The sequence below is a fragment of the Streptomyces sp. NPDC088746 genome (assembly GCF_044751065.1).
In the GTDB taxonomy this organism is placed as follows: domain Bacteria; phylum Actinomycetota; class Actinomycetes; order Streptomycetales; family Streptomycetaceae; genus Streptomyces.
Genome location: NZ_JBIVLA010000001.1, coordinates 831,114 through 852,370 on the forward strand (window position 1 = coordinate 831,114; position 21,257 = coordinate 852,370).

Genomic DNA, 21,257 nt, shown 5'->3' on the forward strand with positions numbered 1-21,257 from the left:
ACCACGGCTTCGAAAGGTCTTGGACACCAACTCATGCCAATGGCAACCTAAATGAGTACCGAACGGTGCCGAAGTGAATTCGAAATGGAGATTCGGCATCGGGATGTGACAACAGGGCGCAGGCCTGGAGTGAACACATCCGGAATTGGGCGCCGTCCGTCGCATTGTTCGGCGGAGTCGACGACACGACGCGACCGTCAACAACGACGGGTTAGGCATGGCGTCATATCCAGCTCAAGAAGGCAGGCACACCAATGAGTAGCATCAGCATTATCGGTCTGGGGAACATGGCCGGCGCCCTGGCGGGCCGGGCGCTCGCCGGCGGCAACGCCGTCGAGATCATCGGCCGCGACCCGGCCAAGGCCAAGGAATTGGCCGCTGCGCTCGTCGGAGCCACTGTCGGGACGGCCGGCGCCGTCCCGGCCGGGGACATCGTTGTCCTCGCTGTGCCGTACGCCGGCGCGGCGGCTGTGGTGAGCGAGTACGGGGACGCACTGCACGGCAAGGTCATCATCGACGTCACCAACCCGGTCTCCCCCGACTCCCAGGGCCTTGTGACCCCCGACGGCAGTTCCGGTGCGCAGGAGATCGCCAAGGTCGCCCCTGCCGGCGCGCACGTCGTGAAGGCGTTCAACACCGTTTTCGGTCACATGCTGGCGCAGGGCAACCCGCTGGACGTGCTCATCGCCGGCGATGACACCGAGGCCAAGGCGACTGTGTCGGCGTTCATCGAAAGCCTCGGGCTGCGGCCGATGGACACCGGCTCCCTGGCAATGGCGCGCTGGCTGGAGGGAACGGGCCTGGTGATGATCGGCCTGGGCCGCTTCGGCGCGGGGAGCTTCGACTTCACCCTCGGCGTCAACACATCTGCCTGAGCGCGCCGGCACGACCACTTCTCGCGCCACATCAATCACAAGGACCAGTAGCATGCGCGTTTTCGTCACTGGCGGGACCGGCCATTCCGGTTCGTACATCATCCCCGAGCTCATCGCCGCCGGGCACGAGGTCACCGGCCTGGCCCGTTCGGACACGGCCGCGGCGGCGCTGTCCACGCGCGGCGCGAAGGTGCGCCGGGGCGTCCTCGAGGACCTCGACGGGCTCAAGAAGGCGGCTGCGGATTTCGACGGCGTCATCCACGTCGCGCACAGGCAGGACCTGCTTCCGTCCGGCGGGATGGACGCCGTGGCCGCCGCGGAGCTCCCGATCATGCTCGCGTACGGCGAGGCGCTCGCGGGAACCGGAAAGCCGCTGGTCGCGGCGGGGAGCATAGGGTCGCCCGGACAGCTGGGCCGGCCGGCCACCGAGGAGGACCCGGCCCTTTCCGTCGGTGATGAGCACAAGGGCACTCTCCGGGTTCGCAATGTCGTGGAAGCCGCCGTCATCGGTCTCGCCGAACGGGGAGTGCGGTCTTCGGTCGTGCGGATTGCCAACATCATGCACAGCACGACCGATGCCGGCTTCCTCCCCATGCTGATCGCGCTCGCGAAGGAGAAGGGCTTCGCCGGCTACCCCGCAGACGGCGAGAACCTGTGGAACGCCGTGCACGTCCGCGATGTCGCCTCGTTGTTCCGCTTGGCGTTGGAAAAGGGTCCGGCCGGCACGTACTGGCACGCGGTCGAGGACGAGGGCATCCCGTTCCGCGAGATCGCCGAGGCCATCGGCAGCCGCCTGGGCCTGCCCGCGGTAAGCATTCCCGCGGACGAACTGATGGTGCCGGGATACTTCGGGTTCCTCGCGAACATAGTCACGCAGAACTACCCGGCGTCCAACCTCATCACCCGCCGGACCCTCGGCTGGGAGCCCGCTCGACCCGGCCTGCTCGCCGATTTGGACAACGGCCACTACTTCTCCGCCGACTGACGGCAGGGACCCGAATCGCAACGAGCCCGGTAAATGACACGGGTTCGGCTCTTCTGAAGGGACACCGAGAATATGGCGACTGTGGGATTCATCGGAAGCGGATACATCGGCAGCACCGTCGCGCGGCTGGCCGTCGAGGCCGGGCACCAGGTCGTGCTCAGCAACTCGCGCGGTCCCGAAACGCTCGCGGACACAGCCGAGGAGTTGGGGCCGCGGGCGTACGCGGCAACGAGCGGGGAGGCCGCGGCGGCCGGTGACATCGTCGTGGTCACGGTGCCGGTCAAGGCGTTCCCCAGCTTGCCCGCCGTGCCACTGGCCGGGAAGACGGTCATCGACACATGCAACTACGGCCCCGAGCGTGACGGGCACATCCCCGAGCTCGACAGTGGGTCACTCACCTCGAGCGAGCTGCTGCTGCGGTACATCCCGGAGGCCATGCTCGTGAAAGCGTTCAACAACATCTTCTTCAAGCACCTGCTGTCACTCGCGCGCCCGGCGGGGGCGACCGACCGTTCCTACCTGCCGATCGCCGGGGACTCCGCACGGGCGAAGGCGGTGGTGGACGAGTTCATCGAATCCATCGGGTACAGCGTGGTGGACGCGGGACCGCTGGCCGACAGCTGGCGGCAGGCGACGGACACGCCGGTGTGGGGGACCCCGTACGGGCCGGCCTCGAACGAGAAGGGCCAGCCGGCCGGCGAGGACGCCATCCGCGTGGCACTGGCCGCCGCAACGCGGTAACCGTAAGTCGGCCCGGGCGTCGGTGAAGTCCGGCGTTTCCTGTGGGCAGGCTCCTCGCCGGGCTGGTCGTGCGCGGCGGGCGGTGCTGCGGAGCCGAACGCGAGAGCCGCCGGCGAGGAACTGGCCAGGTGGCGGACTCTCCGTCGCGAGAGGAGCTCCTGGCCGGAGCCTCGGCAGCATCGCCGGGCATCTCTCCGGGTCGCGGAGTGCGGCGTGCCTCAGGCAGCCTCCCTGAACGGCCGTGGGATCACGCCACGACGCTCTCTCAGACAACCGCGACAAAAGGCCAGGTCAGGCGCGCCTTAAGTGCGCTGGCACGCTGCGACAACGGGTCAGTACCGCACGGAACACAGCCACGAATAGGGCAGAAAGCAGTACCCGAGCCGCGACCTTCATCCCCGCCACAAGCATCAGCCAGAATCGGACATCAACTCACGGGCCTGCGAAGCACGCCAGGACGGTCGCCTGATCGAAGCACCGTGCCTTCACGTCCTTCCTCGCGATCGTCCAGAAGACGTCACCGCCGATTCGGAGGTTACCGAGGTCCAAGACGCCGCCATACCATTGAGCGAGAAGCGCCCAGTCGTCGGAACTAGGCCGTGCCCATGGGCTGGCCCGCCTGCCCTCTGGCTTCCCTGACCTCTCTGCCGCCATGGCGGCGGACGCGGTGATGGGGTCGTCCTCGCCGTAGGAGTCCCTGGAGTATCCGTCGATCTGCAGGTGAGTCTCGTCGCGATGGTGCCTGTCCTCGTACAGTACGTCTGACCAGGCCTGGCGCAGTTCCTTGGCGTGCGGGTGCTCGACGGGGTCGATAAGCACCGTGTTGTCCGGCAGGGAGAAGTCGTACTTCAGCCGTAGCTCTGCGCGGTCATAGCCGTCGTCCCCAGGACGTTCCTCGAGGGGCGTGCCGGCGGGGACGTACATCACACGGCCGGAAGCGTCGAGGTCGTCGGGATGGAGCTGGGCGAAGAAGAGGAGCCGGCCGTCGGGGGGCAGTGCCAGAGCCGTTGTGTCGTCGGGCAGCGCGGCGAGGTCCAGCATCGCGATCAGCTTCAGCCCTGCCGGGAGTTGGGGAGCGTCGGCGGGAAGCAGGTTGGGCCCGCCGAAGTGGCCCACGACCGGCCCGTCCACGGTGGACGCCAGGGTGGCACAGGGCCGGGCGGCCTCGAGCCACCTCTCCACCTCGGCGGAGGGGACGCCGCCCGCGAGCGCCTTCTCACGAAACCGGTTCGTCTTGCCGAGCATCTCGGGTTTCATACGGTGAACATAGTGGCGGGCACTGACACATGGGCCGGTGCATGACGTACACCGGGCAATGCGACAAAAGACCAGCTCACAGCCATGCGAGATCAGCCTTGAAGAACTGAAGCCTCACGTTCGCTGCACCTACGTGCGGCCAACGCTGCACGCAAAAACGCCCCGGAAAACGCGTTTCCCCAGGTCAGATCGTTTCTGCCTGGGGATGCTGGGTGGGGCGGGTGGGACTCGAACCCACGGCCGACGGATTATGAGTCCGCTGCTCTAACCGGCTGAGCTACCGCCCCGTCACGGCGTGGCGCGTACAAGTGTGCGCGCCTTCTGCCGCAGCATAGCCGGTCATACGATCTCCTGCTGCGGATGGTCGGCTTCGCATGACCATGAAGACCGCGCTGCGTGCTGCCCGGTTCCGGGCGGTGCGGAATCACCCCGAAAGAGTCACCGACGCCCTGCTCGGGCACACGGAACGGGCACACGAAAAAGGGCCCCGAGGGGCCCTTCTCCGTATCGCTCCCCCGACTGGACTCGAACCAGTAACCCTCCGGTTAACAGCCGAATGCTCTGCCAATTGAGCTACAGGGGATCGCGCTCCCCCGACTGGACTCGAACCAGTAACCTGCCGGTTAACAGCCGGCTGCTCTGCCAATTGAGCTACAGGGGATTGCTGCGTTGCCTCGAATCGTACCTGCCTGGCGGCTGCCGAGCGGCGCGCGTTCGCTGCGACACATACATTAGCGCAACCAGGGGGGTGCTCCGCCAATCGGTATCTCCCGGGGTGATCTCGGTGTGTGCGGGTAGGCGGGCAGCACACGTCGCACGGAGCGAAGGAAGGGTGGCAGCCATGCGGTACCGGCTCACGTTCATCGCCGGAGTGGCGCTCGGTTACGTGCTCGGCACGCGAGCCGGGCGCGAGCGCTACGAGCAGCTCAAGAAGGCCGCGCAGACGCTGGCCGAGAATCCCGCCGTACGGAACGCGGCGGAGTCCGCCGCGCACGGTGGCCGGGACTTCGCCGGCAAGGCGTACCACTCGGTGAGCGAGAAGGTCGGGGACAAGGTCCCCGTGTCCGTCTCCGAACGGGTGCGCTCGCTGCGGGAGCGCAACGGCCACAGCGGCAGCGACGACTGGGGTACGACGAACACCTGAGGCGCGTTCCGTACCGGGCACACGCCCGGTACGGAACGGTCCGCGTACGGAACGGTCTCCGGGTGCGGCAGAATCGTGTCCATGGGCATAGTGGCCGGCTTGGACAGTTCATCCGCCTTCACGCACATCGTCGTCTGCGACACGGACACCGGTGCGGTGCTGCGGCAGGGGTACGCCGCGCATCCCATCGAGGCCAAGGCCTCGGAGGTGGATCCGCAGGCGTGGCTGCTCTCACTCGGTGAGGCGGCCTCAGGAGGGCTGCTCGAAGGCGTGCAGGCCATCGGTGTGTCCGCGCAGCAGCACGGGCTGGTTCCGCTGGACCACCAGGGCAATCTCGTACGGCCGGCGCTGCTCGGCAACGACCGCCGGGCGCAGGCCGCCGCGGCGGATCTGATCGACGGGCTCGGCGGGCGGCAGCCCTGGGCCGAGGCCGTGGGAGCCGTGCCGCAGGCCGCGCAGCCCGTGGCGAAGCTCCGCTGGCTGGTGCGGTCGGAGCCGGAGAACGCCCAGCGCGTCGCCGCCGTCCTGCAGCCGCACGACTGGCTGGTGTGGCAGCTCCTCGGCCGGCCCGCCCGGCGTACGACCGACCGCGGTGGCGCGTCCGGCACCGGTTACTGGTCGGCGGGGACCGGGTCCTACCGGCCCGATCTCGTGGAACTCGCGCTCGGCCATCAGGCCGCGCTGCCCGAGGTCCTCGGCCCGGCCGACGCCGCGGGGACGACCCCGGAAGGTCTGCTGATCTCGGCGGGCACCGGTGAGACGATGGCCGCCGCCTTCGGGCTGGGCGTCGCGGTAGGGGACGCCGTGGTGTCGCTGGGCGCCTCGGGTTCGGTGATGGCCGTGCACCACGAGGCGCTGGCCGACCCGACGGGGATGATCACCTCCTTCGCCGACGCGACCGGGATGCATCTGCCGGTGGTCCACACGTCGAACGCGGTACGCGCACTGCGCGGCACGGCCGAGATGCTGGGCCTGGAGGGCCTCGACGAACTGTCCGCGCTGGCGCTGAAGTCGACCCCGGGTTCCTCGGGACTCGTCCTGCTCCCCTATCTGGAAGGCGAGCGCACCCCGCACCTGCCGCACACCGCGGGAACGCTGAGCGGGCTGCGGCGCGAGTCGATGAAGCCCGAGCACCTGGCGCGGGCCTCCTTCGAGGGGATGCTGTGCTCGCTGGCCGACGCCCTGGACGTGCTGCGGGACCGGGGTGTGGAGGTGCGGCGGGTGTTCCTGCTGGGCGCCGCCGCCGAACTGCCCGCCGTGCAGGCGCTGGCGCCCGCGTTGTTCGGGACCCAGGTCGTGGTGCCGCAGCCCGCGGAGTACGCGGCACTGGGCGCGGCCCGGCAGGCGGCGTGGGCCCTCGGGGTCTCGGAGGGGAAGCTCGACCCGCGTACTCCCCCGGCCTGGCAGGGCGCGGCGGCGCAGGTGCTGGAGCCGGGTGAGGAGCTCGCCGTGGGCCGCGCGGTCCGCCAGCAGTACGGGGCGACAAGGGACCAGATCCACCCCGGGGCGTTCGGCGGGACCGCCTGAGCGACGCGGTCCCGGAATTTGACCGGGACTTGGACAAAAGCGTTGGCAGTCGGGGTGGGGGGTGCCGGAGTATGGACCGGCCTCTGCCCTCGCCGACTCCGAGAGACTCGCGTGCTCATAAAACTTCTGCGGACCTATCTGGGTCCGTACAGACGTCCCATCGTGCTGCTGGTGTTCCTCCAGCTGCTGCAGACCTGTGCGAGCCTCTATCTGCCCAGCCTCAACGCGGACATCATCGACAACGGTGTCGTTCGGGGTGACACGGGTTACATCCTGGAATTCGGCGGCGTGATGATCGCCGTCAGCGTCGTCCAGATCGTCTGCAACATCGGGGCGGTCTACTACGGCGCCCGGACGGCGTCCGCCCTGGGACGCGACGTGCGGGCGTCGATCTTCGGCCGGGTGCAGTCGTTCTCCGCACGCGAGGTGGGACGGTTCGGGGCTCCCTCGCTGATCACCCGTACGACCAATGACGTGCAGCAGGTCCAGATGCTCGTCCTGATGGCGTTCACCCTGATGGTGTCGGCGCCCATCATGTGTGTCGGCGGCGTCGTCATGGCGCTCGGCCAGGACGTCCCGCTGTCGGCGGTGCTGCTGGCCGTGCTGCCCGTGCTCGGTGTCTCGGTGAGCCTCATCGTGCGGCGGATGCGGCCGCTGTTCCGCACGATGCAGGAGCGGCTGGACACGGTGAACCGTGTGCTGCGCGAGCAGATCACCGGCAACCGCGTCATCCGCGCCTTCATCCGTGACGGCTACGAGGAGGAACGCTTCCGCGGCGCCAACACGGAGCTCACGGACGTCGCGGTGTCGACGGGTCGGCTGATGGCCCTGATGTTCCCGACGGTGATGACGGTCGTGAACCTGTCGTCCATCGCCGTGGTCTGGTTCGGGGCGCACCGCATCGACAGCGGCGGGATGCAGATCGGGGCGCTGACCGCGTTCCTCGCGTATCTGATGCAGATCGTCATGTCGGTGATGATGGCCACCTTCATGTTCATCATGGTGCCGCGTGCCGAGGTCTGCGCCGAGCGCATCCAGGAGGTCCTGGAGACCGAGTCGAGCGTGGTTCCGCCCACCGCTCCGGTCACGAAGCTGCTCAAGCACGGCCATCTGGAGATACGGGGCGCGGAGTTCCGCTTCCCGGGTGCCGAGGAGCCGGTGCTGCGCTCGGTCGATCTCGTGGCCCGGCCCGGGGAGACGACCGCGATCATCGGGTCGACGGGCAGCGGGAAGTCGACGCTGCTCGGGCTCGTGCCGCGGCTGTTCGACGCGACGGACGGCGATGTGCTCGTCGACGGTACGGACGTGCGGACGCTGGATCCGGTCCTGCTGGCGAAGACCGTGAGCCTGGTTCCGCAGAAGCCGTACCTCTTCTCGGGGACGGTCGCGACGAATCTCCGCTACGGCAATCCGGACGCGACCGACGAGGAGCTGTGGCACGCGCTGGAGGTGGCGCAGGCGAAGGACTTCGTGGAGCGGCTGGAACACGGGCTCGACGCGCCGATCGCCCAGGGCGGCACCAATGTCTCCGGTGGCCAGCGGCAGCGGCTCGCGATCGCGCGGACGCTGGTGCAGCAGCCGGAGATCTACCTCTTCGACGACTCGTTCTCCGCCCTGGACTACGCGACGGACGCCGCGCTGCGCGGTGCGCTGTCCCGGGAGACGGCGGGGGCGACCGTCGTGATCGTGGCGCAGCGGGTCTCCACGATCCGTGACGCCGACCGGATCCTGGTGCTGGACGAGGGCCGGGTCGTCGGGACGGGCAGCCATCACGAGCTGATGGACGGCAACGAAACCTACCGGGAGATCGTGCTCTCCCAGCTGACGGAAGCGGAGGCCGCCTGATGGCCGGGCCGGGCGGACGGATGATGGCGGGGCCCACCGAGCGGTCCATGGACTTCAAGGGGTCCGGGAAACGGCTCCTGAGACGGTTCAGCAAGGAGAAGTCCTCCCTGTATCTGATGCTGGGCGCGGGAACGCTGAGCGTGGCGCTCTCCGTGGTGGGGCCCAAGATCCTCGGCGGGGCCACCGACCTGATCTTCGCGGGTGTCGTCGGACGGCAGATGCCGGACGGCACGACGAAGGAGCAGGCCATCGACGGCCTGCGCGAGCGGGGCGACGGCGGGCTCGCCGACATGCTGACCGGGGTGGACTTCACCCCCGGTGACGGCATCGACTTCGGTGCGGTGGGCCAGGTCCTGCTGGCGGCGCTGGTGGTGTACGTCGGCGCGGGGCTGCTGATGCTGGTGTCGACCCGGCTGTCGATCCGGGTGATCAACCGGGTCGTCTTCCAGCTGCGCGAGGACCTGCAGACCAAGCTGGCGCGGCTCCCGCTGTCCTACTTCGACCGGCAGCAGCGCGGTGAGGTGCTGAGCCGGGCGACGAACGACATCGACAACATCTCGCAGACGATGCAGCAGACGATGGGCCAGCTCATCAACTCGGTGCTGACCATCGTCGGCGTGCTGATCATGATGTTCTGGATCTCGCCGCTGCTCGCTCTGGTCGCGCTGGTGACGATCCCGCTGTCCGTGTTCGTCGCGGCGCGGGTCGGCAAGCGGTCGCAGCCGCACTTCGTGGCGCAGTGGAAGGTGACGGGCAAGCTCAACGCCCACATCGAGGAGATGTACACCGGCCATGCCCTGGTGAAGGTGTTCGGGCGGCAGGAGGAGTCCGCGAAGGACTTCGCCGAGCAGAACGACGCGCTGTACGAGGCGGGGTTCAAGGCCCAGTTCAACAGCGGGATCATGCAGCCGCTGATGATGTTCGTGTCGAATCTGAACTACGTGCTGGTCGCGGTCGTCGGCGGTCTGCGGGTGGCGTCGGGTGCGCTGTCGATCGGTGACGTGCAGGCGTTCATCCAGTACTCACGGCAGTTCTCGATGCCGCTGACGCAGGTCGCCTCGATGGCGAACCTGGTGCAGTCGGGCATCGCGTCCGCCGAGCGGGTCTTCGGCCTGCTGGACGCCGAGGAGCAGGAGCCCGACCCGGAGCCGGCGGAGCGGCCGGCGGAGCGGCGCGGCAGCGTCTCGCTGGAGCACGTGTCCTTCCGGTACGACCCGGAGAAGCCGCTCATCGAGGATCTCTCGCTGAGCGTGGAGCCCGGCCACACGGTCGCGATCGTCGGCCCGACCGGCGCCGGCAAGACCACGCTGGTCAACCTGCTGATGCGGTTCTACGAGGTGACGGGCGGCCGGATCACCCTCGACGGGGTCGACGCGGCGAAGATGTCCCGTGACGAACTCCGTTCGGGCATAGGCATGGTGCTCCAGGACACCTGGCTGTTCGGCGGCACGATCGCGGAGAACATCGCCTACGGCGCCTCGCGCGAGGTCACCCGGGAGGAGATCGAGGAGGCGGCGCGGGCGGCCCACGCCGACCGCTTCGTCCGTACCCTGCCCGACGGTTACGACACGGTCATCGACGACGACGGGGCCGGGGTCAGCGCGGGCGAGAAGCAGCTGATCACCATCGCGCGGGCGTTCCTGTCCGACCCGGTGATCCTGGTGCTCGACGAGGCCACCAGCTCGGTGGACACCCGGACCGAGGTCCTGATCCAGAAGGCGATGGCGCGGCTGGCCCACGGCCGTACGAGCTTCGTGATCGCGCACCGGCTCTCCACCATCCGGGACGCGGACGTGATCCTGGTGATGGAGAACGGTTCGATCGTCGAACAGGGCACGCACGAGGGGCTGCTGGCAGCCGAGGGGGCCTACGCTCGCCTGTACGCCGCGCAGTTCGCGGAGGCACTGGCCGAGGTCGACTGACCGGGGCGGGCCCGGCCCGGGTGGGCGGAGCCGGCCCCCTCAGTCGAGGTAGCCGCGCAGCTGGTCGGCGAAGGCGTGGTCCCGCAGCTTGTCGAGCGTCTTGGACTCGATCTGGCGGATGCGTTCGCGTGTCACGCCGAAGATCCGTCCGATCTCCTCGAGCGTGCGGGGCCGCCCGTCGTCGAGCCCGTAGCGGAGCTGGACGACCTTCCTCTCCCGCTCCCCGAGGGTGGAGAGCACCGCCTCCAGGTGTTCGCGCAGCAGGAGGAAGGCCGCGGTCTCCACGGGCGAGGCGGCGTCGCCGTCCTCGATGAGGTCGCCGAAGGCGACGTCGTCCTCCTCGCCGACGGGGGCGTGCAGGGACACGGGTTCCTGGGCGAGGCGCCGGACCTCGACGACGCGTTCGGGGGTCAGGTCGAGCTGGGCCGCGACCTCTTCGGCGGTGGGCTCGTAGCCGCGTTCCTGGAGCAGACGGCGCTGGACGCGCACGACCCGGTTGATCAGCTCGACGACATGCACCGGGACCCTTATGGTCCTGGCCTGGTCGGCCAGCGCGCGGGACATGGCCTGGCGGATCCACCAGGTCGCGTACGTGGAGAACTTGTAGCCCCGGGCGTAGTCGAACTTCTCGACCGCCCTGATCAGTCCGAGGTTCCCCTCCTGGACCAGGTCGAGCATGGTCAGGCCCCGGCCCACGTAGCGCTTGGCCACGGAGACCACGAGGCGGAGGTTGGCCTCGATGAGCCGGCGCTTCGCCATCCGTCCCATGACCACGAGCCGGTCCAGGTCGAAGGCGAGCCGGGAGTCGGGGTCGGGGGTGGAGGCGAGCCGTTCCTCGGCGAAGAGTCCCGCCTCGACACGGCGGGCGAGGTCGACCTCCTCGGCGGCGCTGAGCAGCGGTATCCGCCCGATCTCCCGTAAGTACTGGCGGAAGAGGTCGGAGGTCGGGCCGCCCGCTTCCGGGCGGCTCCGCGGTTCGGAGGCCTCCGGGGGCTCCACCGGTTCCTCCAGCACCGTCTGGGGCGTGCCCGGCGTCTCCGGGTGACGTGTGCCCCGGTTCTGCGCGGGAATCGCCGGGACATGCTCGGTCGTGGTCGGCACGGTCCGGGTCTGCACGGGGGCGACCTCCAGGTGATCGCTGGCGGACCGCGGGGATGGAGGTCCGCCCCGGGCGGACCGGCCGCGCTCCGACGACTCAGGAACCGTCACCCAGTGTGGGGTACGACACATCGCCGCCACGAGGGGCGTGCGGTGACTTTTTGCGTCCGGAGCGTAACGGCGTGCTGATAGGGCCTGTGTGGAGTTGTCCCGTGGACGCCGCGGGACAACTCCACACAGGCCCTGAGGCTCAGAGGGCGTCGGCGCCGTGGCTCCGCAGCGACTGTGCGTACTGCTGGAGGACCCAGACCTCGTTCTGCGCGGCGGCCAGATGGTCCGGGGCGACATTGCTGCCGAGGCGGGCGAGGCTGCTCTGTACGTCGTCGATCCTGCGGTCGACGGCGCGGAGGCGGACGTTGACGAGGTGCTGGCCCGCGTACGACTCGTCGATGGTCTTGCCGTGGAAGACCTCGACCGCGAGCTCGGTGACGAGCTTGCGCACCGTGTCGTCGGGGGTCGCGTCGAGCACCTGGACCAGATACTCGCGGGTCTCCGCGACGCCCAGCTCCGCGCCGCCCGCCTCCGCGATGCACTGGCGCACGGCGGCATAGGGCGGGGCGGTGAACTCGTCGACTCCGTAGGCGTCGAACGCCGGGGAGACCAGGGCGGGCTTCTGCAGAGCGAGCTTGAGCAGCTCGCGCTCGGTGCGGTGCGCGGGGCTGCGGAGGTTGAGCGCGGGGCCGGGCGGGACCGCGGGGGCCTGGGCCTGCTGGTGCTGCGCGTTGCCGGCGCGCGAGGCCGGCGCGGGTCCTCGCTGGTCTCCCCGCCCGCGGGCCCACTGGGCGAGCTGGTTGACCCGGTGGACGACGAATTCCTGGTCGAGGATGCCGACGAAGCCGGCGAGCTGGACGGCCACCTCTCGCTGCACGCTGCTCGTCTTGATCTTGGCGACGACGGGCGCGGCCTCGTCGAGCGCGGCGGCCCGGCCGGCCGGGGTCTCCAGGTCGTACCGGCCGACGATCTGGCGGAGCGCGAACTCGAAGAGCGGGGTGCGGGGCTCGACCAGGTCCCGGACGGCGTCGTCGCCCTTGGCGAGCCGCAGGTCGCACGGGTCCATGTTGTCCGGGGCGATCGCGATGTACGTCTCGGCGGCGAACTTCTGGTCGTCCTCGAAGGCGCGCAGGGCCGCCTTCTGGCCCGCGGCGTCACCGTCGAAGGTGAAGATGACCCGGGCGCTGCCGTTGTCCATCAGGAGCCGTCGGAGGATCTTGATGTGGTCGTTGCCGAACGAGGTGCCACAGGTGGCGATGGCGGTCGTGACCCCGGCGAGGTGGCAGGCCATGACATCGGTGTAGCCCTCGACGACGACGGCGCGGCTCGCCTTGGCGATGTCCTTCTTGGCCAGGTCGATGCCGTACAGCACCTGGGACTTCTTGTAGATCGAGGTCTCGGGGGTGTTGAGGTACTTCGGGCCGTTGTCGTCGTCGCGGAGCTTGCGGGCGCCGAAGCCGACGATGTCGCCCGAGGTGTCGCTGATCGGCCACATCAGCCGGCCGCGGAAGCGGTCGATGGGGCCTCGGCGGCCGTCCTGGGAGAGACCGGAGCTGATGAGCTCCTTGTCGCTGAAGCCCTTGCCGCGCAGATAGCGGGTGAGGTGGTCCCAGCCCGCGGGGCTGTAGCCGACGCCGAAGTGGGCCGCCGCGTCCTGGTCGAAGCCGCGCGCGGCGAGGAAGGCCCGGCCGATCTCCGCCTCCGGGCCGTTCAGCTGCTCCTGGTAGAAGTCAGCGGCGATCTTGTGGGCCTCGACCAGGCGGATGCGCTCGCCGCGCTGGTGGGAGGGGTTGTAGCCGCCCTCCTCGTACCGCAGGGTGATGCCCGCCTGGCCGGCGAGGCGTTCGACCGTCTCGGAGAAGGTGAGGTGATCGATCTTCATCACGAAGGCGATCGTGTCGCCGCCCTCCTGGCAGCCGAAGCAGTGGAACAGGCCCTTGGCCGGACTCACCTGGAAGGAGGGGGACTTCTCGTCGTGGAAGGGGCAGAGTCCCTTGAGGTTTCCGCCGCCCGCGTTGCGCAGCTGAAGGTACTCGGACACGACGGCGTCGATCGGGACCGCGTCCCGGACCGCCTTCACGTCGTCGTCATTGATCCTGCCTGCCACGCGTGAAGTCTACGGGTGGGGCCGGGCATCCGGGACCGGCGGCAGCGGGGGCACACCCCCGGGCGCCGGCCCCGTCCCGGATGTCCGGGCCACCGGTCAGACCAGGGATTCCAGGGGCACCGAGGGGTCGCCCAGGGTGTCCGGGTCGACCGGCCGGGCGGCCTTGATCAGCTTCTGGATGCTTTCGGTGACGTCCCACACATTGACGTTCATCCCGGCGAGAACCCTGCGGTCCTTCAGCCAGAAGGCGATGAACTCGCGCTTGCCGGCGTCGCCCCGGATGACGACCTGGTCGTACGAACCGGGCGGGGCCCAGCCGGAGTACTCCAGGCCGAGGTCGTACTGGTCGGAGAAGAAGTACGGCACCCGGTCGTACGCCACGTCCTGGCCGAGCATGGCCTTCGCGGCGACCGGTCCGCTGTTCAGGGCGTTCGCCCAGTGCTCCACGCGGAGCCGGCCGCCGAAGAGCGGATGGTCCACGGACGCGATGTCCCCGGCGGCGTAGATGTGCGGGTCGGACGTGCGCAGGGAGGCGTCGACGACGACGCCGCCGCCCTCGGCCCGGCGCGCCATGTCGAGCCCCGCGGCCTCGGCGAGCGAGGTGCGGGGGGCCGCGCCGATGGCGGCGAGCACGTCGTGGGCGGGGTGCTCCTCGCCGTCGTCGGTACGGGCCGCCAGGACCAGGCCGTCCTGACCGGTGATCTCGGTGAGGCGGGCGCCGAAGTGGAAGCGGACGCCGTGCTCCGCGTGCAGCTCGGTGAAGATCTGGCCGACCTCCGGGCCGACGACGTGGTGCAGCGGGGTCGGCGAGGGGGCGACGACGGTGACCTCCGCGCCGTAGCCGCGGGCCGCCGCGGCGACCTCCAGGCCGATCCAGCCGGCTCCGGCGATCACCAGGTGGCCGTTGTCGCGGCCGAGGGCGGCGAGGACGTTGCGCAGCCGGTCGGAGTGGGCGAGACGCCGCAGGTGGTGGACGCCGGCGAGGTCGGTGCCCGGGATGTCGAGACGGCGGGGCTCCGCGCCCGTGGCGAGCAGCAGCTTGTCGTAGTGGAGGACCGTGTTGTCGCCGAGCTGCACGGAGCGGCCGGCCCGGTCGATGGAGGTGACGACCTGGCCGAGGTGGAGCTCGATGTCGGCGCCCGCGTACCAGGCGGTTTTGTGGACGAAGACCGAGTCCCGCTCGTCCTTCCCCAGCAGGTACCCCTTGGACAGGGGCGGCCGCTCGTACGGGTGGTCGCGCTCGTCGCCGATGAGGATCACCCGGCCGCTGAAGCCCTCCGCCCGGAGTGTCTCGGCCGCCTTCACTCCGGCGAGCCCCCCGCCGATGATGACGAACGTCCGATGTGCGTCGACCACTTGATGCCTCCTCGGTACTGTGCTGCGCGGCGCCGCCACCTGCGAGCGTCCCGCACGCAGCGTGATGGCGAAAGAGGGTGTGCCCCGATCAGGTCACCGCCGCTGGCATGTGGCCCGGTCATGCTCCAGTCTGCCCAACACCCGTGAGGCTCCCGTGGAGGGTTCGTGCGGAGGCGTCCGTGAGCGCGGCGATCTGGTCGACGAGGACCCTCTTGCGGGCCCGGTCGTCGGCGGCCGCCGCGTACAGCGCACGGAACTGCGGTTCGAGTCCTTCGGGCGCGCGGGCGGTGAGCGCGGCCGCCAGCTCGGCGATGACGATCCGCTGATCGGCGCGGATGACCTCCTGCTCGGCGCGCTGCATGACGTAACGGTCCGCGACGGCCTTGAGTACGGCGCACTCGTTGCGCACCTCGCGCGGGACGATCAGCTCGGCGCCGTACCTGCCGAGCCTGCCGGGTCCGTACGCGGCATGGGTCGCGGCCTCGGCGGCGAGACAGAACCTGCCGATGAGCTGGCTCGTCGCGTCCTTCAGCCGGGCCTGGGCGACCGCCGTGCCGTCGTAGCCGTGCGGCCACCACTCCTGGGCGGTGAGCCGGTCGAGGGCGTCGGCGAGCTCCTGGGGGTCGGTGCCCGCCGGGACGTACCGCCCGACGGCGACGCCCCAGATCTCCGCGCGCTCCGGCTCGGAGAAGAGGCAGCCCGGGTCGATGTGCCCGGCGTGCAGCCCGTCCTCGAAGTCGTGCACCGAGTAGGCGACGTCGTCGGACCAGTCCATGACCTGGGCCTCGAAGCATCTGCCGTCCTGGGGCGCGCCCTCGCGGACCCATGCGAAGACCGGCAGGTCGTCCTCGTACACCCCGAATTTCGGCGAGTCGGGGTCGGTGGGGTGCGCGCCCCGGGGCCAGGGGTACTTCGTGGCGGCGTCCAGGGCGGCACGGGTCAGATTGAGCCCGACGCTGACGAGCTCCCCGCTGCGGGGATCGCGGACGAAACGCTTGGGTTCCAGGCGGGTCAGCAGGCGCAGCGACTGCGCGTTGCCCTCGAAGCCGCCGCAGTCCGACGCGAAGTCGTTGAGCGCCTGTTCGCCGTTGTGCCCGAAGGGCGGATGGCCCATGTCGTGGGAGAGGCAGGCCGCCTCCACGAGGTCGGGGTCGCAGCCGAGCGCGGCGCCGAGCTCCCGGCCGACCTGGGCGCACTCCAGGGAGTGGGTGAGCCGGGTGCGGGGGCTGGCGTCCCAGGACAGGCCGCGGGTGCCCGGGGTGACGACCTGGGTCTTGCCGGCGAGCCTGCGCAGGGCGGCGGAGTGGAGCACCCGGGCGCGGTCGCGCTGGAAGGCCGTACGTCCGGGCCGTTTGTCGGGCTCGGTGTCCCAGCGCTCGGTGTCAGCTGTGCCGTAGGGCGTGTCCCTTGGGTCGTGCGTACCGTCCATGTTCCCGAGGTTAGACCGGCGGGCTGACAGGAACGGTCAGGCGGTGGCGAGCAGGGGTGGGTGTGCCAGGGGTGCGTGGGCGGACGCGGTACCGGTGAGCGCCTGGTCGTAGCGGTGCAGCAGGAGGCGCGCCATGGCGGGGTGGGCGCCCAGCGGGGCGGCGGCGACGCCCGGGGCCGCGGCGGCCGAGACGGTCGCGAAGCGGCCGGGCGCCGTGAAGTAGGAGGCGAGGGCCACCCGGTGGCGGCCGCGGGCGGCGAGTGCGCGCAGGGCGGTGGGCACGTCGGGAGTGGCCGCCGAGGCGTAGGCGGGCACGACGGGCACCCCGCCGAGGCGGTCGCTGAGCATGGCGGCGGTGCGGCGGGCGTCGACGTCCGAGTCGGGGTCGCGCGATCCGGCGGCGGCGAGCACGACGGCGGCGTCGCGGCTCGTGCCGTCCTCGTCCCGCCAGCCGGCCTCGGCGAGTCGCTCGTACAGGGCCTCGACGAGCAGCGGGTGCGGTCCGAGCGGGGCTGCCACCCGGGTACGGAGGTGGCCCGCGGCCGCCGCGGCGAGGGGCAGGTCGTGCCGGACGTGGTGGCCGCGGCCGAGCAGCAGGGGCACGAGTACGGCGTCACCCCGTCCGATGCCGTCCAGTGTGTCCGGCAGCAGGGGTTCGTTCAGCTCGATGTGGCCGAGCCGGACGTCGAGGGCGGGCCGCAGCTCCCGTACCCGGTCCAGGAGCTCCAGGACGGTGCGCAGGGCCTGCGGGTCCCGGCTGCCGTGCGCGACGGCGACCAGGGTCGGGGCGGATCTCGGGATGCGGTGCATGGGCCTGCGGGTTCCGTTCGGGGAGACGAGGCTGAGCTGGGTTCCGAGCTGGGCGGTGATACGGGTCAGGAGTTGCGCCGTGCTGTCGAGGGGCAGGGACTCACGAGGGTGTTCCGGTGCCGTCTCCGTCATGGACCGATGGTGCCGGGCGGACGTTGCCGGGCCGTTTCGCACCGGTGACGGGTGTTTGCCTCCGCCTCACAGGGCGGGGGGCCCAGGGTGTCAGTGCGTGTTCACACCGGAGCGTGAATTCGCGTGCGCCGCGAACCTTTCGTTCTCGTCGTTCGTCCCATTCCTGAGGCATCGGGTTCCTGAGGGATCGGGTTCCTGAGGCATCGGGTTCCTGAGGGATCGGGTACGAGCGCGGGGGGCGCGGGCATGCTGCTGAGGACACCGGGAGGGCTCCGCCATGTGGGGCGCGTGGCGCTGGGAGGGCTCACCGCCGCGCGTCCGCGGCTGCCGCGGACCCGGCGGGGGCAGCGGTGGCTGGTGCAGGCGCTGATGGTCGTCTGCGCGGTGGCGCTGGCGCCCGCGGCCTGGCTGCACACCACGGCCGACGCCCGGGTGCGGTCGACGGCCGACGCCCCGGCGCGGGAGGTCGCCGTGGTGTTCGGGGCGGGGCTGTGGGAGGGCCGGCCGTCGCCGTATCTCGCGCACCGGCTGGACACCGCCGCCGAGCTGTACAGGGCGGGCAAGGTCCGGGCCCTGCTGGTCACCGGGGACAACAGCCGCGTGGAGTACGACGAACCGGACGCCATGCGCACGTACCTCAGGGCGCGCGGGGTGCCGGACGGCCGGATCGTCAGCGACTACGCGGGCTTCGACACCTGGGACTCCTGTGTCCGGGCCAAGAAGATATTCGGGGTCGACCGGGCCGTCCTGGTGAGCCAGGGCTTCCACATACGGCGGGCGATCGCCCTGTGCCGCTCGGCCGGGATCGACGCGTACGGGGTGGGAGCCGACGACGTACACGACGTGACCTGGTACTACGGCGGGACGCGGGAGGTGTTCGCGGCGGGCAAGGCGCTCCTGGACGTGGTGTTCGAGCCGGACCCGCACTTCCTGGGGCCGCGGGAGCCTGGGGTGGAGGAGGCCCTCGCGGGTGACCTCACGGCGGCGGGCGGGGCGGGCTGAGGTGTGCGTACCGGGGGCGTAACCGGACGCACCGGCACTCGTAATACCCGCCTCGCACGCTGGGGGTATGGCCCGCACCGAGACGTCCACCCACTGCCCGTACTGCGCGCTCCAGTGCGGGATGAAGCTGCGACCGGTCACCGACGGCGGGGTGGTCGAGGTCGTGGAGCGCACGGAATTCCCCGTCAACCGGGGAGCCCTGTGCGGCAAGGGGCGCACGGCTCCCGCCGTGCTCGCCGCGGGGGTGCGGCTGACGGGGCCCCTCGTGCGCGGCGAGGGCGGTGAGCTGGCGCCGGCGAGCTGGGACGAGGCGCTGGAGAGGATCGCGGAGGGGCTGCGCGGGACGCGCGCGGAGCACGGCGCGGACGCGGTCGGCGTCTTCGGCGGGGGCGGTCTCACCAACGAGAAGGCGTACGCCCTCGGGAAGTTCGCCCGGGTGGTGCTCGGCACCTCGCAGATCGACTACAACGGCCGCTTCTGCATGTCCTCGGCGGCCGCCGCGCACCAGCGGGCCTTCGGTCTCGACCGTGGGCTGCCGTTCCCGCTGGAGGACATCCCCCGGACCGGGTGCGTGATCCTGGTCGGCTCGAACCTCGCGGAGACGATGCCGCCCGCGCTGCGCTATCTGACCGAGCTGCGGGAGAACGGCGGCCGGCTTATCGTCATCGATCCCCGCCGGACCAGGACCGCCGAGCAGGCGGATCTCCACCTGGCGCCCCGGCCGGGCACCGACCTCGCCCTCGCGCTGGGCATGCTGCATCTGGTCGTCGCGGACGGCCGGGTGGACGAGGAGTTCGTCCGCGCCCGGACGAGCGGCTGGGACGAGGCCAGGGCAGGCGCCATGGCGCACTGGCCGGAGCTGGTGGAGCGCCTCACCGGGGTGCCGGTGCCGCAGCTGCGCGAGGCCGTGGAGATGTTCTGCGGGGCGGAGAGCGGGATGGTGCTCACCGCGCGGGGTCCCGAGCAGCAGTCGAAGGGGACGGACACGGTCGGCGCGTGGATCAACTTCTGCCTGGCGACCGGCCGGGCGGGCCGTCCGCTGTCCGGGTACGGCTGTCTGACCGGGCAGGGCAACGGGCAGGGCGGCCGGGAGCACGGCCAGAAGGCCGACCAGCTGCCCGGCTACCGCAAGCTCACCGATCCGGCTGCCCGGCGCCATGTGGCCGGGGTCTGGGGCGTCGACCCCGATGCGCTGCCGGGCCCGGGGCGCAGCGCCTACGAGCTGCTGGACGCCCTGGGGCGGGATGTGCGGTCGCTGCTGGTCATGGGGTCCAACCCGGTCGTGTCGGCGCCGCACGCGGGGCACATCGAGGAGCGGCTGAAGTCGCTGGACTTCCTGGCGGTCGCGGATGTGGTGCTGTCGGAGACGGCGGCACTGGCCGATGTGGTGCTGCCGGTGACGCAGTGGGCGGAGGAGAGCGGGACGACGACCAGTCTGGAGGGCCGGGTGCTGCTGCGGCAGCGCGCGGTCACCCCGCCGGAGGGGGTGCGCAGCGACCTGGAGGTGCTGAACGCGCTGGCCGGCCTCCTGGGGCACGGGAAGGGCTTCCCGGCCGATCCGGAGGAGGTCTTCGACGAGCTGCGGAGGGCCTCGGCGGGCGGTCCCGCCGACTACGCGGGCATCACCTACGCCCGGATCGTGGCGGAGGACGGGGTGTTCTGGCCGTGCCCGGACGAGGAGCACGCCGGGACGCCGAGGCTGTTCCTGGAGCGGTTCGCCACGGACGACGGCCGGGCCCGGTTCGTCCCCGTCACGCACCGGGCCGCCGCGGAGGAGACGGACGCGGAGTACCCGGTGGTGCTGACCACCGGGCGGGTCGTGTCCCAGTACCAGTCGGGGGCGCAGACCCGCCGGGTGGCCGAGCTGAACGCGGCCGCCCCCGGGCCTTTCGTGGAGCTGCATCCCCGGCTCGCCGAGCGGATCGGGGTGGCCGAGGGCGAGGACGTCGCGGTCACCTCGCGGCGGGGGCGGGCGGTGGCGCCGGCGCGGATCACCGTGGCGATCCGGCAGGACACCGTGTTCATGCCGTTCCACTGGCCCGGCGCGGGCCGGGCCAACTCCTTGACGAACCCGGCGCTGGACCCGGTGTCGCGCATGCCGGAGTTCAAGGTGTGCGCCGTGCGGGTGGAAGCGGCCGGCTGAGCCAGTCACCGCCCGGTACGGGTGTGCCGCCGGTGCGCAGGGAGCGGGCGACGGCCGTGGCCGCGAGGTACACCCAGGCGCGCACGGGCTCGGCGGAAACGGGCCCGGCCGAACCGGGCCCGGCCGAACCGGGCACGGCAGCGACGGGCGCGTCCGGCAGTGGCGTGGGGACGGCCCGGCGGACCACCCGCTCGTACAGATTGCGCGGGTGGTCCGGCCCCAGGTACTGCTCCAGCTCGTCCAGGAGCCCGAGCAGTCCCGCGTACGCCCCGGGCGCGGCGGTGACCAGCGCGCCGTGGACGGTGCCGTGGCCGTCGATCGCGTACGGATAGCCCGGGCCCTCGTAGAGGAGGGCGCCCGGCAGCACGGCCGGCCGTTCCCCACGGGTGCGGCCCCGGAGGAACCGGTCGTGGTTGGGCTCCCCCGGGAGCAGCGTGCCGTATACGAAGAAGGGCAGGGGGACGCCGGTCACAGCGTCGCGTCGGGCGCCGTCTCCGCGGACACCCAGGCGAGGTAGCGGTCGCTGCCGCGCACGATCGGCGTCGCGATGATCTCGGGCGTTTCGTAGCCGTGGGCCGCGACGAGATGGGCCTCCAGCTCGTCGTAGCGCGCGGCCGCCGTCTTGAACAGCACCTGCCATTCCTGGGCGGTCTCGACGGCGTCCTGCCACCGGTAGACGGAGGTGACGGGCGCCGAGATCTGGGCGCAGGCGGCGAGCCGCGCGTCCACCGCGCCCCGGGCCAGGGCGTGGGCCTTCTCCTCGCTGTCCGTCGTGGTCAGTACGGTCAGCCATGCGGGCTCGGTCATCCCGGCTCTCCTCGGTTTCGGCGTCC

Annotated in this window: 17 protein-coding genes and 3 tRNA genes; 9 read left to right on the forward strand and 11 right to left on the reverse strand. The window is 70.9% G+C overall.

The genetic code is table 11. From position 1 onward, the window contains the following. Positions 1 to 254: 254 nt before the first annotated feature. The 3 genes from ACIP63_RS04040 (at position 255) to ACIP63_RS04050 (ending at position 2,601) form a co-directional block, all read left to right on the forward strand. Complete coding sequence (locus ACIP63_RS04040) at positions 255 to 875, forward strand: NADPH-dependent F420 reductase (protein WP_401511245.1); 621 nt, start codon at positions 255 to 257, stop codon at positions 873 to 875. Positions 876 to 927: 52 nt separating this feature from the next. Beyond that, a complete protein-coding gene (locus tag ACIP63_RS04045; RefSeq protein WP_401511248.1) occupies positions 928 to 1,860 on the forward strand; it encodes an SDR family oxidoreductase in 933 nt (310 codons plus the stop codon). A gap of 72 nt (positions 1,861 to 1,932) precedes the next feature. Further along, positions 1,933 to 2,601 carry an NADPH-dependent F420 reductase gene (locus tag ACIP63_RS04050; protein ID WP_401511251.1) on the forward strand — a complete coding sequence of 223 codons (669 nt, stop codon included), beginning with the start codon at positions 1,933 to 1,935 and terminating at the stop codon, positions 2,599 to 2,601. 432 nt (positions 2,602 to 3,033) lie between these two features. Here ACIP63_RS04050 and ACIP63_RS04055 read toward each other — a convergent pair whose 3' ends face one another. The 4 genes from ACIP63_RS04055 to ACIP63_RS04070 form a co-directional block, all read right to left on the reverse strand. Further along, positions 3,034 to 3,846 (reverse strand): DUF1963 domain-containing protein, encoded by an 813-nt coding sequence (locus ACIP63_RS04055; RefSeq protein ID WP_401511253.1) that lies wholly within the window; start codon positions 3,844 to 3,846, stop codon positions 3,034 to 3,036. A 225-nt stretch (positions 3,847 to 4,071) separates the two neighbouring features. Next, positions 4,072 to 4,145 (reverse strand) — tRNA-Ile (locus ACIP63_RS04060). A 223-nt stretch (positions 4,146 to 4,368) separates the two neighbouring features. Next, positions 4,369 to 4,441: transfer RNA gene (locus ACIP63_RS04065), tRNA-Asn, on the reverse strand. 5 nt (positions 4,442 to 4,446) lie between these two features. Continuing rightward, positions 4,447 to 4,519 (reverse strand) — tRNA-Asn (locus ACIP63_RS04070). A gap of 171 nt (positions 4,520 to 4,690) precedes the next feature. On the opposite strand from ACIP63_RS04070, the gene ACIP63_RS04075 reads away from it, so the two are divergent. The 4 genes from ACIP63_RS04075 to ACIP63_RS04090 all read left to right on the forward strand — a co-directional run bounded on the left by ACIP63_RS04075 (position 4,691) and on the right by ACIP63_RS04090 (position 10,296). Further along, a complete protein-coding gene (locus ACIP63_RS04075) occupies positions 4,691 to 5,002 on the forward strand; it encodes a YtxH domain-containing protein (RefSeq protein ID WP_362933124.1) in 312 nt (103 codons plus the stop codon). Positions 5,003 to 5,083: 81 nt separating this feature from the next. Continuing rightward, entirely contained in the window at positions 5,084 to 6,529 is a 1,446-nt protein-coding gene (locus ACIP63_RS04080; protein WP_401511256.1) for an FGGY family carbohydrate kinase, read from the forward strand. A 111-nt stretch (positions 6,530 to 6,640) separates the two neighbouring features. Next, on the forward strand, positions 6,641 to 8,374 hold the full coding sequence (locus ACIP63_RS04085) for an ABC transporter ATP-binding protein (RefSeq protein ID WP_401511259.1): 1,734 nt from the start codon (positions 6,641 to 6,643) through the stop codon (positions 8,372 to 8,374). Continuing rightward, the gene (locus ACIP63_RS04090; RefSeq protein WP_401511261.1) at positions 8,374 to 10,296 is read left to right on the forward strand and encodes an ABC transporter ATP-binding protein; all 1,923 of its coding nucleotides are present in this window, start codon (positions 8,374 to 8,376) and stop codon (positions 10,294 to 10,296) included. Before ACIP63_RS04085 ends, ACIP63_RS04090 begins: the two co-directional genes overlap by 1 nt. Before the next feature lie 39 nt (positions 10,297 to 10,335). On the opposite strand, the gene ACIP63_RS04095 is transcribed toward ACIP63_RS04090, so the two are convergent. The 5 genes from ACIP63_RS04095 to ACIP63_RS04115 all read right to left on the reverse strand — a co-directional run bounded on the left by ACIP63_RS04095 (position 10,336) and on the right by ACIP63_RS04115 (position 17,279). After that, positions 10,336 to 11,412 (reverse strand): RNA polymerase sigma factor, encoded by a 1,077-nt coding sequence (locus ACIP63_RS04095; RefSeq protein WP_401511264.1) that lies wholly within the window; start codon positions 11,410 to 11,412, stop codon positions 10,336 to 10,338. 232 nt (positions 11,413 to 11,644) lie between these two features. After that, complete coding sequence (gene dnaG / locus ACIP63_RS04100; protein WP_401511267.1) at positions 11,645 to 13,552, reverse strand: DNA primase; 1,908 nt, start codon at positions 13,550 to 13,552, stop codon at positions 11,645 to 11,647. Between the two features lie 96 nt (positions 13,553 to 13,648). Next, positions 13,649 to 14,908, reverse strand: coding sequence for an NAD(P)/FAD-dependent oxidoreductase (locus ACIP63_RS04105; protein WP_401511269.1), 1,260 nt, complete (start codon positions 14,906 to 14,908; stop codon positions 13,649 to 13,651). Positions 14,909 to 15,026: 118 nt separating this feature from the next. After that, complete coding sequence (locus ACIP63_RS04110; protein WP_401511271.1) at positions 15,027 to 16,337, reverse strand: deoxyguanosinetriphosphate triphosphohydrolase; 1,311 nt, start codon at positions 16,335 to 16,337, stop codon at positions 15,027 to 15,029. Between the two features lie 36 nt (positions 16,338 to 16,373). Beyond that, positions 16,374 to 17,279, reverse strand: a complete 906-nt coding sequence (locus ACIP63_RS04115) for a sirohydrochlorin chelatase (RefSeq protein ID WP_401511273.1) — start codon at positions 17,277 to 17,279, stop codon at positions 16,374 to 16,376. Positions 17,280 to 17,525: 246 nt separating this feature from the next. Between ACIP63_RS04115 and ACIP63_RS04120 the strand changes: the two genes are divergently transcribed. Both ACIP63_RS04120 and ACIP63_RS04125 read left to right on the forward strand, forming a co-directional pair. Continuing rightward, positions 17,526 to 18,281 (forward strand): vancomycin high temperature exclusion protein, encoded by a 756-nt coding sequence (locus ACIP63_RS04120; RefSeq protein ID WP_401511275.1) that lies wholly within the window; start codon positions 17,526 to 17,528, stop codon positions 18,279 to 18,281. Between the two features lie 67 nt (positions 18,282 to 18,348). Further along, positions 18,349 to 20,424 (forward strand): molybdopterin oxidoreductase family protein, encoded by a 2,076-nt coding sequence (locus ACIP63_RS04125; RefSeq protein ID WP_401511276.1) that lies wholly within the window; start codon positions 18,349 to 18,351, stop codon positions 20,422 to 20,424. Here ACIP63_RS04125 and ACIP63_RS04130 read toward each other — a convergent pair. Next, on the reverse strand, positions 20,387 to 20,896 hold the full coding sequence (locus ACIP63_RS04130; RefSeq protein WP_401511278.1) for a gamma-glutamylcyclotransferase family protein: 510 nt from the start codon (positions 20,894 to 20,896) through the stop codon (positions 20,387 to 20,389). The genes ACIP63_RS04125 and ACIP63_RS04130 overlap by 38 nt on opposite strands. Next, on the reverse strand, positions 20,893 to 21,231 hold the full coding sequence (gene cutA / locus ACIP63_RS04135) for a divalent-cation tolerance protein CutA (RefSeq protein WP_401511280.1): 339 nt from the start codon (positions 21,229 to 21,231) through the stop codon (positions 20,893 to 20,895). The genes ACIP63_RS04130 and cutA overlap by 4 nt, the downstream gene beginning before the upstream one ends. Positions 21,232 to 21,257 lie beyond the last annotated feature (26 nt).